Here is a 12,683-nt window from a genome sequence, read left to right as displayed (position 1 = left end):
CCCACCCCATCGTGCCATAAAATCTTGACCAGATCGCCGCGACGGCCACGGAAGCAGAATATCTCGCCCGCATGCGGATCGCGTCCAAGCCCCTCTTGGACCTGCAGCGACAGTGTGTTCATGCCGCGACGCATGTCGGTGACGCCACCCGCGATCCAGACCTTCACGCCCGCTGGAAACGCGATCATTGCCCGTCCACCACTGATAGAATCCGCGCAAGCGCTTCGGGTTGGACCCCGACGGGCACGATAAGCCGACGGCCATTGGCCAAGACAATCTCCACCTGAGAACCCCGAGAGAGATCAGGAGCATCAATCGGACCGGGCCGAGTGGTCGGGATATCCTGCATCACGGCCACCGGGGCAAAGGAGACCGGGCGAGGACCACCCAACTCACCGTTCCGATACTGCCGGCGCCAGACCGTCAGCAGCGACCGACAAACTCCATGCCGCCGCGCCGTCGCCGTCACTTGCCCGTGGCCGACAAAACTCTCCTCGACAATGCGCAGCTTGTCCTCAACCGGCCAATGCCGACGGCGAACGCCATCGGCGGCAGACAAAACTTCGATTTGAGGGCGGTTGATAAAGTCGGACATAACGTCGGACATAACGTCGGATCGTAGCCGAAGTCAGACGGCCCCCGCCAGAGCGTTACGTTAAGATCGCGTTACTGGTCAGTTCGGTGCCGTTATCGCTGACGATCATGCCGGGCGTTCCGCGCCGTTCGATCAGCGTCGCCAATTCCCGCGCAACACGCCGCCCGGAGATCGATGTATCCGGGATGGCTGCGATGCATTCCCGCGTGACATCATCAACCACATTCAGAATGCGGAACCGTCGGCCACAAGCGAGCTGGTCATGGACGAAATCCAACGACCACCGGGCGTTTGGCCGCGCCTCGACCAGGATCGGGCACGAGTTCCCACCGCCTTGCGCCGGGCGCGCCGTTTGCGCACCGCCAGCCCTTCTTCGCGGTAGAGACGATAAATCCGGTTGATCCCTGACGGCTCGCCATCGCGGCGCAGCAGCACGAACAGGCGCCGGTATCCGAACCGGCGCCGCTCGTTCGCCAGATCGCGCAGCTTGCCCCGCAACTCAGTGTCCGCGGGACGACAGGAACGGTAACGGATCATCTTGCGATCCGCGTCGACAATCTTACAGGCCCGCCGCTCCGACAGGCCCAACCTGGCCTGCAGATGCGCAACGGCTTCGCGCTTCACGGCGGGCCCTACCATTTTTTTGAGAGCAGTTCCTTCATCGCCGCAGCATCCAGCATCTGCTCGGCTAGAAGCTTCTTCAGCTTTGCGTTCTCGTCTTCGAGCGCCTTGAGCCTTTTGGCATCGGAAACCGTCATCCCGCCAAACTTCGCCTTCCACGCATAAAAGGTGCCTTCCGACATCCCGTGCTTGCGGCACAGGTCAGCGCACTTCACGCCGGCCTCATGCTCGGTCAAAATGCCGATGATCTGTTCTTCGCTGTATCTCGTTCGCTTCATTGTCCGTCCCTTCGTTGGGTCGGACTCTAATTCCAAATGGAGGAAAAATCCCGTGGCAGGTCAAGGCCAATGATCCGCGGCGACAGTTTTCTTCAGGCTCCAGCCCTTGATGATACCGTAGACCGCCGGAATCACGATCAAGGTCAGTAAGGTGGACGACACCATCCCGCCGATCATCGGGACGGCGATGCGCTGCATGATTTCAGAGCCTGTGCCGTGCGCCCAAAGGATCGGCATCAGGCCCGCCATGATCGCTACAACCGTCATCATCTTGGGGCGCACTCGATCTACTGCACCCACCATGATCGCGGCGTAAAGTTCGTCGCGGGTCAGGTCCCGACCGTCCGCGCGGTCACGCGCTTCATTCAACGCCTGATCGAGATAGATCAACATGATCACCCCGGTTTCAGCCGCCACCCCGGCCAGCGCGATAAACCCGACGGCCACCGCAACTGACATATTGAAGCCCATGAACCACATGAGCCAGATGCCACCTACCAAAGCGAAGGGCAGCGACAGCATCACGATCAAGGTTTCCGTCAGGCGGCGGAAGTTTAGGTAAAGCAGCAGGAAGATCAGCGCCAGTGTCAGCGGCACAACGGTGGCCAGCCGCTGTTTCGCACGTTCAAGATATTCGAACTGGCCGCTCCAGCCCAGGGAATAGCCGGGTGGCAGGGTGACGGAGGCCGCGACTGCCGCTTGAGCTTCCGCCACGTAGCCGCCTAGATCGCGTCCGATGATATCGACGAAGATATAGACGGCAAGCTGTCCGTTTTCGGTCCGGATCGAAGTGGCGCCACGGGTGCGTTCGATGGTGGCCACATCTCCCAGCGGAATGGTGCCTCCGTCCGGCAGTGCAACCTGAACCTCACGCCCGATGGCCTCCGGATCTGACCTCAGGGTCGCCGGATAACGCACAGCGACGTCGTAGCGCTCGCGGCCCTCGACGGTCTGCGTGATCGCCTTGGCTCCCAGGGCCATGCCGATCACCTCTTGCACATCCTGCACCGACAGGCCGTAGCGGCCAAGCGCAGTACGGTCCGGGGTGATGTCGAGGTAATAGCCGCCGATCACCCGTTCGGCATAGGCGCTGGTCGTTCCGGGCACCGTGCGTACCACGGCTTCGACCTCGCGGGCGACCTTTTCCATCTCGGTCAGACTCGTGCCATAAACCTTGATGCCCACCGGAGTGCGGATACCGGTGGATAGCATGTCGATCCGGGCGCGGATCGGCATGGTCCAGGCGTTCGATACGCCGGGAAATTGCAGCGCGGCGTCCATTTCCTGCCGCAGGCTTTCGGTGGTGACACCGGGGCGCCACTCTGCCTCGGGTCGTAGCTGGATGATGGTTTCGAACATTTCAGTTGGCGCGGGGTCTGTGGCAGTCAATGCACGTCCCGCCTTGCCGAACACCGACAGCACCTCGGGGAAGGTCTTGATGATGCGGTCCTGTGTTTGCATCAACTCTGCCGCCTTCGTCACAGACAAGCCGGGCAAAGTCGTCGGCATATACATCAAGGTGCCCTCGTTCAGGACAGGCATGAACTCCGACCCCAGCTGCCGCGCGGGCCAGATCGTAACGATCAAGGCGAACAGCGCCACGATGATGGTGAGGCTTTTGGCCTTCAGCACCGCGCGGATGATCGGGCGGTAGACGGCGATCAGCGCGCGATTCACCGGATTCCTGTGTTCAGGGATGATCCGGCCGCGCACGAACACCACCATCAGCGCAGGCACCAGCGTCACCGACAGGAAAGCAGCCGCCGCCATCGAAAATGTCTTGGTATAGGCCAGCGGGCTGAACATGCGCCCCTCCTGTCCTTCCAGTGTAAAGATCGGCAAGAACGACACGGTAATGATCAGCAGGCTGAAGAACAGCGCCGGACCGACCTCGCTGGCCGCTTCGATCAGCACCTCGAGGCGGGGCTTGTCGGGGGGTGCCCGTTCCAGATGCTTGTGCGCGTTCTCGATCATCACGATGGCTGCGTCGATCATCGCGCCGATGGCAATCGCAATGCCGCCAAGGCTCATGATGTTCGCACCGATCCCGAGAAATTTCATTGCGGTGAACGCCATCAGCAGACCCACCGGCAGCATGATGATAGCCACAAGGGCAGAGCGGACGTGCAGCAGAAAAATGATCGTGACTCCGGCCACGACGAGACTTTCTTCGAGAAGCGTGGTTTTCAGCGTCTTGATCGCCGACAGGATCAGGTTGGACCTGTCATAGACCGGTACGATGTCGACCCCGTCAGGCAGGCTTTGAGCCACCACGCCCAGTTCTGATTTGGCGTTTTCGATCACATCCAGCGCATTGGCGCCCACCCGTTGCAGCACGATGCCGCTGGCCACCTCGCCCTCACCGTTCAACTCGGCGATGCCGCGGCGTTCATTGGGGACGACTTCGACCCGCGCCACGTCGCGCAGGCTGATCGGGACGCCACCGATACTGCGCAGGGTGATGTTGCCGATATCTTCGGTTCCCGACAGATAGCCCCGCCCACGCACCATGAATTCGAACTCGGACAGTTCGACCGTGCGCCCGCCGGTGTCCATGTTGCTTTCGGAGATCGCCTTGCCAATATCGGACAGAGTGATCCCCTGGGCTCGCATCCGCACCGGATCCACCGTGACCGAATACTGCTTCACGAAACCGCCGACACTGGCTACTTCGGATACGCCCTCGGCGCGGCTCGCACCGAACCGGACAACCCAATCCTGTAATGACCGCAATTCAGCCAGCGACAGATTTTCCCCGGTGATCGCGTATTGGTAAACCCAGCCAACCCCGGTCGCATCAGGCCCAAGCGTGGGCGTCACGCCGTCGGGCAGCCGAGCGGCGGCGGCGTTGAGGTATTCCAGAACGCGGGACCGTGCCCAATAGGGGTCCACACCCTCCTCGAAGATAATGTAGACAAAGGAAATGCCAAAAAACGAAAACCCGCGCACGACGCGGGAGCGCGGCACTGTCAGCATCGCCGAAGTCAGCGGATAGGTGACCTGATCTTCGACGACTTGCGGGGCTTGGCCCGGATAATCGGTCAGCACGATAACCTGAACGTCCGACAGATCGGGAATGGCGTCGATGGGTAACGTGCGCAGCGACCAGGTCCCGGCTGCAACGATCAGCGCCGTGGCAAAGAACACCAGAACTAAATTGCGCGCAGACCACGCGATGATACCCGCGATCATTCGCCTGCCTCCGGGGCAGTCAACGCCGCGAGGGCTGCGTTCAGGTTGCTCTCCGCATCGATGAGAAAGGTCGAGGTGGTGACAATGCGGTCGCCCTCGGCAATGCCTTCAAGGATCTCCACCATCCCGGCTGCCTGCCGCCCCAGGACCACGTCCTGGGGCGCGAATTTTCCCTCTCCCATATCCCGGATCACCACCTGGCGATCGCCGGTGTCGATCACCGCCGTTTCCGGCACTTGCACCACCGGGGCTCCGTCGCCACCCGCCAGCGCCACATCGGCAAACATGTTCACCAACAACCGTCCCTCAGGGTTGGGCAGATCGATGCGGACGCGCGCCGTCCGGGTCTGCATATCGACCTCAGGGTAGATTTTGTCGATCATACCGCTGAAGGTTTCGCCTGGCAGGCCGGGAAAGGTGATCGTGGCAGCATTTCCGCCCGCAAGGCCCGTCAAAGCGGATTCTGGTACGTCCGCCATGACCCAGACAACCGAAGTATCAGCAATACGAAACAGCGTTTCTCCGGCCTCGGACATCATGCCTTCGACGGCCATCCGTTCCAGAACCACGCCCGACCGCGGTGCCATCAGGGTGATTTGCACCGGTGTACGCCTGTCCGCCGCGATCTTGTCGATCACGGACACCGGAACACCCAGGTTTGCCAGCCTTTGGCGGCTGCCTTCGACGCGCCCTTCACCACTTCGCAGGTCCGAGACATACTGCGCGGCCGCCGAGACGATATCCGGAGAATAGAGCATCGCCAGCGGTTCGCCCGCTTCAACGATTGATCCGGTCGTTACATCCTCGACTTCTTCGATGAACGCATCCGCACGCAGCGAAATGACGCTGACCCGACGGTCGTCCAGCGCGACGATCCCAGGCGCACGCACCGCCGTTGCCATGGGTTCGAACACGGCAATTGACGTACGCACGCCGGTGCGTTGCAGCTTGCCGGGCGATACGGTCACTGATCCGGCATCGCTTGCCTCGTCGGCATAGACGGGCAGGTAGTCCATTCCCATGGAATCCAGCTTTGGCACCGGCGACGTATCAGGCAGGCCCATCGGGTGCCGGTAGTAGAGAAGGGTTCGTTCGCCACTCTCTGGTTCTAGGGGGGTGACCGCCTCCGGATCAAACGATACGTCTTCGCTCGCCAGAACCGGAACAAAAGCATTGCCATCGGCGGTCTCGATCGGCGTAGCGGACCATTCGGCGAGACCGTCAGGGTGTCGGTAGTAGATGACCGGGCCTGTCGGCGTTCGGGTTGCGGCTGGCATTGCTTCAGCTTGCCGTCCCATCAGCGCGGTGAATTGCGCCTGCGCCACATCTGTCAGCATAGCAGGCGTCCAGCCCTTGCCGCCTGCCGCGAGGCCCGCCCATCCAGCCGCGCCGCCAACCACGCCGATCAGCACCAGTTTGCCAAAGACGCTCATGGCTGTACCTCGATCACGATCTGTGCCTGCACGGTTTCCACCTCGCCCTGCACCTTAGCCGCGACTGAAAAGCGCCAGTTTCCGTCCATCGTCAGATCGGCGGAAAAGCGATAGAGACCCGGCTCGTCGCCGGGCAACGCCAAGACCGTCGAAGTCATCGTCTCCATGCCGTCCGGCTCCATATCCAGCCTTGTGGCAAAGATGACGGCGCCTTCGACGGGCGCATTGGTGCGGGTATCAATCAGACGAAGTTCTAGAACCGCGCCGTCTCCGAAGGGATAAGTCGTTTCGACGAGAACGAGGTTGTAATCAGATGCAGCCGCCTGTGCCATCGGCACGGAAAGCTGGGTCGCGACCACGAGGGCAGCAACGACGCTGGGGATATAAGGGGGCATGATACGCCTGTTTTGACGGGCAACGGGAACGCCGGCAATCATATCGACCTTGAACTGGTCTAAACGTTACATCGGCGCGCGGCTTTTTGGTGCGGTAGGCACCTGATCCGTCAAGCCTTGGGCGGTCTTTGAAGCGCACCGTCCGCGTGTTGTCGGTTTGCTGTCGCCTCAGCCTGAAAGAACGCAGCAGGTCCGGAGTTCGCAAGGCACGCCAGGGTCCCTCGCTCCAGCCCCGGCACAATCGGGGCCACACGACATTGCATCGTGGAAACGCAGGCGGCATCACACTCCGGCATTTCCGGACAGTTGTCTGGGCAGCAATCGCTCTGCATTGTCATTGCGAGCGCTGAATCCACGCTTGAAATGGACGCAAGACTGATTTGCGCAAGAACAGCGCCAACCAACAGAACAACCAGAAAAAGGCGCGATCTTAGTACCATAAGACATGCTATCTCGGAATTTTCACGGATCAGCAATACACGTTTTGCTGAGGCAGAAGTATCGCTCGTCTCCACGCTTCAAGAGCAGATCGCCTAAAGTTTCAACCGCCTTAGTCTGAGCGCATTGGCGATGACAGACACCGACGGAAGGCTCATGGCAGCGGCAGCGATCATCGGGGACAGAAGCAGGCCGAATACGGGGTAGAAGATCCCGTTCAGATCGCCGCGCAACAGTGTGATGCCCGCGCTTTCCACCGCCACGTCCGCACCCGTACCCATGGCGAGGCCGACATCCGCGGCGGCGAGCGCCGGTGCGTCGTTGACGCCGTCACCCGCCATCGCCACCTGTTTTCCTTCGGGGTGCAACTCGTCTACCAGCGCCTTCTTGTCTTCAGCCAGAACGCCGGCCCACAGGACAATCGGCGGCCAGAGGCGCTTCGGGATCCGGCGCAGACGGATTACGGGGCAACGGCGGCAGGCAGGCGCGCGATCCGGGCCAGCAGATAAATCTGCCACAGCGCCGCAAGGATGGCCGCCACGAACACGGCATGGATCGAGATCAGCGATACGAACCCGGCGCCGAGGAGCGGCAGGAGGGCGGCGGGCGAGGCGAGCGCGTTGAAATAGGCGGAATAGGCTGGCCGGCGGTCATCGGGCGATATCTCCATCAAGTATCCGAGATAGCCGATTGTCACCCCGTTCATCATGGCGCCGATCAGCAAGAAGAGCAGGACAAAACCGATGAGCCCGGCCCCCATCCAGATCAGCCACAACGCAACAAGCGGCGGAACCATGCGGAAAACTGCGACCGCGCGCAGCATCGTCAGCTTTCCGGCGCCGTCGCCGAGCCAGCCCCAGAGCGGATTGGACGCGAGCGCACCGGCGGTCTGGGCTCCTAAGAGGATGCCGACTTCCGCCGCGCCGACCCCGTTGCCCGCGGCGGCGACGACATAGAAGGGCAGTGCCATCAGCGTCGCGCCGCCAAGCCATTGCGCATAGAGGAAGAGACGAAAGCGCGCGTCACCGCTCAGCACACGCCGACCGCCGGTCAGAAAGGCGCCGATGCCTTGCCTTGCGGCCCGGTCTGCCCGACGTTTCGGCATCGGTGGTTCGCCCGCCGCCACGAACAAGGTCGAGGATAGGACCATCAGCACCGCCGCCAGGACAAAGATCGCCGCATGTGCCAACAGCAGCGGCATCGCGTCGATCACCAACCCCACGAATCCCGCCACACCCAACGCGATCAACCCGCCGCCGAAAAATCGCCAGGCCAGCATCCGGCTACGCGTCTCTGACGGAATCGAGCGGCCGACGATGTCGTTGTAGGGCACCGCAACCACGCCGCTGACAAAGGCGTAGAGCGTCCAGAGGGCCAAAAACCCGACGGCCAGCGGCACCGGCGGCCAGTCGAATTGCGGCCAGTCGGAACCCCACCAGAGCAGCACCGCAATCAGGACGAGGCAGGCAGCGCGCCCGTAGGCGCCGAAGACGTAGAAGGGCATGCGGCGCTCGGCCCGTTCGGCGAGATACCCGACGATCAGCTGCGGCAACAGCCAGCCGAGCCGAAGGACCGCGCTGGCAAAGCCCACCGCAAAGGCGCTGCCGGTCAGGTGAAACACCAGGCTGGCCACAACGGTCGCGGAGTCGACCGCCGCTGCACCGCCCTGAAATGCCGCGCCAGCGCCGGCAATGCGCCAGAAGCGGCGACTTTCGTCCGGCAGAATTGTGACCTCAGGACCGGACATCGGCCTGCTCCGCTTCGATCCGCGCGCGGCGGATGTCGATGCCCGACTGCCAGAGCACCACGAGCCCGATGCCGACGACCAGAATGATCGACATCATCCAATTGAACAGGATCATCGACAGTGCCTGCTCCGCGGGGACGCCAAGAAGCTGGAAGGCCAGCGCCGAGCCGATGACGAATCCTCCCGGAACCCGGACGAAACGCGACAGGACCAGCGAAAATCCGGCGAAGACCATCAGGAAGAGATAGTCGAAGGGCGCCAGAACCACTCCGATAGCCAGTCCCGCCCAAAGAAAATGCGTGGCCGAGACAAGCTTGGCGGCAACGGCGCCGAACATCACGTTCATCCTGTGCTGTCGGCTTTGCGGCCAGACGACGCCGTCACAAAGCGACCCACGCAGAGCCGCACCGTTGGCTCGAAACCACCTGGCAACCCAGTCGAAGAGCCGGGAAATTAACGGGCCCTCACGCGCGAACAATGCCCGAAACCGATACATCGCCCAGAGGAGCGCACCGAACAGGGCGAAATTCAGCACCCCGGCGACCGCGAGACCCAGTTCCAGGTTCCCCGCGATCTGCGGCACCTTGCCTGCCATCGCCACGACCCCGGCGAAGAGCGCAAAAACCACGCCGTCGATGAAGCGTGCGATGATGGTCGTCGTCAGCACGGTGCCCATCTTCAGCCCCTCGATCCGGGCGATCAGCCAGGACCGGACCAGCGGGCTGATCCCCAGTGGCACCAGAACATTGGCTCCATAGCCTGCGAGCAGCGCGCCGGTCAGCCGCAGCGTTCGCACCGGTTTCACGTCATGAAGGATCTGCCGCCACTTCCAGCCGTTCACCAGTTGTTCGAGAAGGATCGTCGCTGCGAGCAGCGCAATCCAGCCAGGTTTCGCGGCCATGAGCCCGGCGAGAAATCGACCAAAATCAAGATCACGGTACAACCAAAAGATGATGGCGAGGGCGACCGCGCTCCCGGCAACTGGCAGGCCCCAACGCGCAAGCAGCCGCCTCATGCAGCAATTCCGCTGGTTTTGTGCGCTCCGCCGGCGCTCACCTCTGTCTGTCCGGACAAGTCAAAAAAACGGGGCATTGACGACGATACCGGTTTGTTCCGCTGCCAGTTCTCCGGTGGCGATAGCCGACTCGACTTCGGCAGCCGATGTCAAATGGCGCGGCATGGCGCTGTCGGACCAGGTGACGGGATAGAGCATCCGCAGCGGTCGGTATCCGTCCGAGCCGACAGGATAATCGAAAACATCCGGCTGGAAATCGAGCGGGCCGCGCGGACCTTCCGGTTGCACGCCGTTGGTGAAGGCCCGGACCGTTGCCAGCATGTCCTTGCCATTGGCGGCCAGCGACGGCACGACCGGAACCGGCGAGCCCATCATGTCGATCATGACCCGCCCGGTCTCCGGATCGGATACTTCGGTGTGGATAAAGAATATTGGCTCTCCTTCTGTGAAACCGGCCACCGGGGGGACGCGCGGCACATCCGCTGTGTCAACTCCGGCTATCATGGACATGCCCGAATCGTCTGATCCCATCGACATGGATCGCGCGGCAGCCGTTGTTGCGAAGGCTGCAAGGAGGCTGAGCAAAATGACGGCACCGCGAAGAAAATGGTGAAGCGTGACCATGGTCTCCTCCCTCGTTTGGATTCATTTGCATGAAACTCTACCGCCCGTAGTATGGTACGGTGTCAACCCTAGAATTCGGAGGACAGCGGGATGAATGCCTTTACGATTGGCAAGGTGGCGAGAGCGACGGGCGTCAGCGTCGAAACCATCCGCTTCTACGAACGCCGTGGTCTGATTGCCCAGCCGAACCGCCCGAAAGACGGCAGTGCCCGCGACTACGATGTCGAAACGGTCGCGCGATTGCGATTCATTCGCCACGCCAAGGATATCGGTTTCTCCCTTGCTGAAGTTGCCGAGCTCCTTGCGCTGCGCGACGACAGAAGCGCGGGCTGCGCCACCGTGCGCGCGCAAGCCATCTCGAAACGGCGGGATATCAAGGACAAGCTGGAAAAGCTAAAGGGCATGCGTGACTTGCTAGATGATCTCATCGCCGCGTGCCCCGGAGAAGGGCACCTGTCTGAATGCACGATTCTGGAGGCGATGGAGTCCGACCGAGGATGACGCGGTTCGGGCGGCGTCCCATGGCTTGCATTCTCTTTGTAGGGCGCATTTTTCTGAAATGCCGCGATGCCTTGGCAGTGCAAACGGTCGAAATCAGAAAACCGCAATTCGGCTTCCGCGGCCCGTGCGAGTGACCGGATTGGGCCGCGCCTGTCATTGGCAACGTCGGTTCTAGGCGCTTCTTGGCCGTCCGCGGTAACTGCGGCCACTGACGCACTGGGTCCTTCGCGGCTGATGCTCTCAAGGCCCGCATCGCCCCCAGCAACGGTTCTCACGCGGACACCCACACAAGGCTTGGACAATGCCATGCCTGATCCGACTCGCTGTCGCGGCGCCGAATCCGCTTCAACCCGTCGAAGTCAACTATACGTTTCTCCGGATCACCATCGCCTCCTTCGATGCCGAATCGAAGTTGCGATGACGCCATAGATCGCAGCAATCAAATCAACGCTCCAATCTTCTTTTCCGCAATTGCAACTCTCAACCGCTTAGCGGTTCGACGGCACAAGAAGAAGCCTGCACTAACCAAAACTTTCCTTGAACCTCTAGGGGCTTTAGGAGTTAAGCCACCGACAAAGAGCGGCACCAGAGGTAAGTAGCGAATAAATGCCTGACTCCAGGCGAACAAAACTACATTTCGGATATGGATCGGCCCGCCGCCCAATGCCTGAAGGGATCAAGCAGATGCTGACAAGACGACATTTCATCCAGACCAGCGCCGCGCTGTTTTCAACGCCGATCGCCAGCCCGCTGCTGGCCGCCACCCGGCCCACCGAGGCGCAAAAGGCTGCCTGGGATGCGCAGGTCACGCCCCCCGGCTTTGATCCAGCCACGTCCAACCCGTGGGGGCTGCACCCGCGCTTCCTGCCCCAGCGGGTCGTCGCGAAGGGCAGGCTGGTTCCGGGAGACATCCACGTCGATGCCGTGGCACGTTACATCTACCACATCGAAGAGGGCGGAACGGCGATGCGCTATGGCGTGGCCATCGCCCGTGGCAACCTGTACGAGCCCGGCACCTACACGATCCGGCGCAAGGTCGAATGGCCGCACTGGACGCCGACCCAGAACATGATCGCGCGTGACCCGGAACTTTATGCCAACGTTGCCGACGGTGTTGACCCCGGCCCAGAAAATCCTCTCGGTTCGCGGGCGCTCTATCTCTTTGTCGGCGCCCGCGACACCTATCTGCGCATTCATGGTACGCCCGAACCACGAAGCATCGGCGGGCGCGCGAGTTCGGGCTGTGTCCGGATGGTCATGGCGCATATCAACCATCTGTATCCGAACGTTGCCACCGGTTCGACGGCGTTCCTGTATTCGGCAGAGGACAGCGTAACCCCGCGAAGTTGACCCGTGCGTGACCGGCTCAGCGCCGGTCGATAAATCAGGCCGAGCGGGCGGTGCAGATCGGGTTGCCGCCCGCCGAACGGAGCGGCACGAGAGTGGTTTCCACCGGCCCGCTGTGCTCGTACCAGTAACATCCGTCCTCGGGGCGAAGCCGGGCCGAGGAAAGGTCTTGTCCGGGTGCGGCAAGGTTGAGAACCGCCTCTGGAAGGTTTCCGGTCTCGTTCACGGGGCCGCGGGTTTCCATGATCGGGGCGGTGCACCCGGCAGCGAACAGCAAGGCTGCGCCAATGGTGATTTTTGGTGCCTGCATTCGAACCTCTGACGCTCCCTTTTTCAGTCTAGATCAATTTTGCATGCCCAATGATTGGTCACAAGCCGCATTCGGAACTGTCCGTACAACCCCCGCCCCAATACAAACAGGAAAACGCAGATTCCCTATTGAACCTCTAGTGGCTGTAGCTGCTATGTCGAAGTCATCTTATCGAATCCCGAGGTCA

Annotated in this window: 11 protein-coding genes and 2 pseudogenes; 2 read left to right on the top strand and 11 right to left on the bottom strand. The window is 61.6% G+C overall.

All coding sequences use genetic code 11. The annotated features are described in order from the left end of the window. The 10 genes and pseudogenes from tnpB to BSG08_RS19340 all read right to left on the bottom strand — a co-directional run. The coding region (gene tnpB, locus BSG08_RS18095; protein ID WP_139274597.1) for an IS66 family insertion sequence element accessory protein TnpB at positions 1-188 on the bottom strand (188 nt) is incomplete at its 3' end. Next, on the bottom strand, positions 185-595 hold the full coding sequence (gene tnpA, locus BSG08_RS18090) for an IS66-like element accessory protein TnpA (RefSeq protein ID WP_093039247.1): 411 nt from the start codon (positions 593-595) through the stop codon (positions 185-187). The genes tnpA and tnpB, both read right to left, overlap by 4 nt. 61 nt (positions 596-656) lie before the next feature. Further along, positions 657-1,494, bottom strand: a pseudogene (locus tag BSG08_RS18085) (IS3 family transposase); the annotation flags it as partial. 60 nt (positions 1,495-1,554) lie between these two features. Continuing rightward, the gene (locus BSG08_RS18080; protein WP_093039241.1) at positions 1,555-4,686 is read right to left on the bottom strand and encodes an efflux RND transporter permease subunit; all 3,132 of its coding nucleotides are present in this window, start codon (positions 4,684-4,686) and stop codon (positions 1,555-1,557) included. Further along, a complete protein-coding gene (locus tag BSG08_RS18075; protein ID WP_093039240.1) occupies positions 4,683-6,119 on the bottom strand; it encodes an efflux RND transporter periplasmic adaptor subunit in 1,437 nt (478 codons plus the stop codon). Before BSG08_RS18075 ends, BSG08_RS18080 begins: the two co-directional genes overlap by 4 nt. Further along, positions 6,116-6,514, bottom strand: a complete 399-nt coding sequence (locus BSG08_RS18070) for a FixH family protein (RefSeq protein ID WP_093039246.1) — start codon at positions 6,512-6,514, stop codon at positions 6,116-6,118. Before BSG08_RS18070 ends, BSG08_RS18075 begins: the two co-directional genes overlap by 4 nt. Positions 6,515-7,047: 533 nt before the next feature. Then, positions 7,048-7,362: pseudogene (locus tag BSG08_RS18065) on the bottom strand (HAD family hydrolase); the annotation flags it as partial. A 50-nt stretch (positions 7,363-7,412) separates the two neighbouring features. Continuing rightward, entirely contained in the window at positions 7,413-8,699 is a 1,287-nt protein-coding gene (locus BSG08_RS18060; RefSeq protein WP_093039239.1) for an MFS transporter, read from the bottom strand. Further along, positions 8,686-9,714 carry a lysylphosphatidylglycerol synthase transmembrane domain-containing protein gene (locus BSG08_RS18055; protein WP_093039238.1) on the bottom strand — a complete coding sequence of 343 codons (1,029 nt, stop codon included), beginning with the start codon at positions 9,712-9,714 and terminating at the stop codon, positions 8,686-8,688. The genes BSG08_RS18060 and BSG08_RS18055 overlap by 14 nt, the downstream gene beginning before the upstream one ends. Positions 9,715-9,774: 60 nt before the next feature. Beyond that, complete coding sequence (locus tag BSG08_RS19340; RefSeq protein ID WP_425439311.1) at positions 9,775-10,218, bottom strand: DUF7482 domain-containing protein; 444 nt, start codon at positions 10,216-10,218, stop codon at positions 9,775-9,777. Positions 10,219-10,428: 210 nt separating this feature from the next. Here BSG08_RS19340 and BSG08_RS18045 point away from each other — a divergent pair, with 210 nt between their 5' ends. After that, positions 10,429-10,839, top strand: coding sequence for a heavy metal-responsive transcriptional regulator (locus BSG08_RS18045; RefSeq protein ID WP_093039236.1), 411 nt, complete (start codon positions 10,429-10,431; stop codon positions 10,837-10,839). Positions 10,840-11,523: 684 nt separating this feature from the next. Then, positions 11,524-12,189, top strand: coding sequence for a L,D-transpeptidase (locus BSG08_RS18040; protein WP_093039245.1), 666 nt, complete (start codon positions 11,524-11,526; stop codon positions 12,187-12,189). Between the two features lie 34 nt (positions 12,190-12,223). Here the strand turns inward: BSG08_RS18040 and BSG08_RS18035 are convergent, their stop codons facing one another. Further along, complete coding sequence (locus BSG08_RS18035) at positions 12,224-12,496, bottom strand: hypothetical protein (RefSeq protein ID WP_093039235.1); 273 nt, start codon at positions 12,494-12,496, stop codon at positions 12,224-12,226. Positions 12,497-12,683 lie beyond the last annotated feature (187 nt).

This window comes from Roseovarius azorensis, assembly GCF_900109455.1.
Taxonomy (GTDB): domain Bacteria; phylum Pseudomonadota; class Alphaproteobacteria; order Rhodobacterales; family Rhodobacteraceae; genus Roseovarius; species Roseovarius azorensis.
The sequence above is the reverse complement of the archived record's forward strand: the minus strand, read 5'-3'. Positions and strand labels throughout refer to the sequence as shown.

What these genes read in the sequence shown, in the direction of transcription:
- tnpA (WP_093039247.1), bottom strand. Translation starts at nt 595, where the DNA reads ATGTCCGACTTTATCAACCGCCCTCAAATCGAAGTTTTGTCTGCCGCC.
- BSG08_RS18080 (WP_093039241.1), bottom strand. Translation starts at nt 4,686, where the DNA reads ATGATCGCGGGTATCATCGCGTGGTCTGCGCGCAATTTAGTTCTGGTG.
- BSG08_RS18075 (WP_093039240.1), bottom strand. Translation starts at nt 6,119, where the DNA reads ATGAGCGTCTTTGGCAAACTGGTGCTGATCGGCGTGGTTGGCGGCGCG.
- BSG08_RS18070 (WP_093039246.1), bottom strand. Translation starts at nt 6,514, where the DNA reads ATGCCCCCTTATATCCCCAGCGTCGTTGCTGCCCTCGTGGTCGCGACC.
- BSG08_RS18060 (WP_093039239.1), bottom strand. Translation starts at nt 8,699, where the DNA reads ATGTCCGGTCCTGAGGTCACAATTCTGCCGGACGAAAGTCGCCGCTTC.
- BSG08_RS18055 (WP_093039238.1), bottom strand. Translation starts at nt 9,714, where the DNA reads ATGAGGCGGCTGCTTGCGCGTTGGGGCCTGCCAGTTGCCGGGAGCGCG.
- BSG08_RS19340 (WP_425439311.1), bottom strand. Translation starts at nt 10,218, where the DNA reads ATGATAGCCGGAGTTGACACAGCGGATGTGCCGCGCGTCCCCCCGGTG.
- BSG08_RS18045 (WP_093039236.1), top strand. Translation starts at nt 10,429, where the DNA reads ATGAATGCCTTTACGATTGGCAAGGTGGCGAGAGCGACGGGCGTCAGC.
- BSG08_RS18040 (WP_093039245.1), top strand. Translation starts at nt 11,524, where the DNA reads ATGCTGACAAGACGACATTTCATCCAGACCAGCGCCGCGCTGTTTTCA.
- BSG08_RS18035 (WP_093039235.1), bottom strand. Translation starts at nt 12,496, where the DNA reads ATGCAGGCACCAAAAATCACCATTGGCGCAGCCTTGCTGTTCGCTGCC.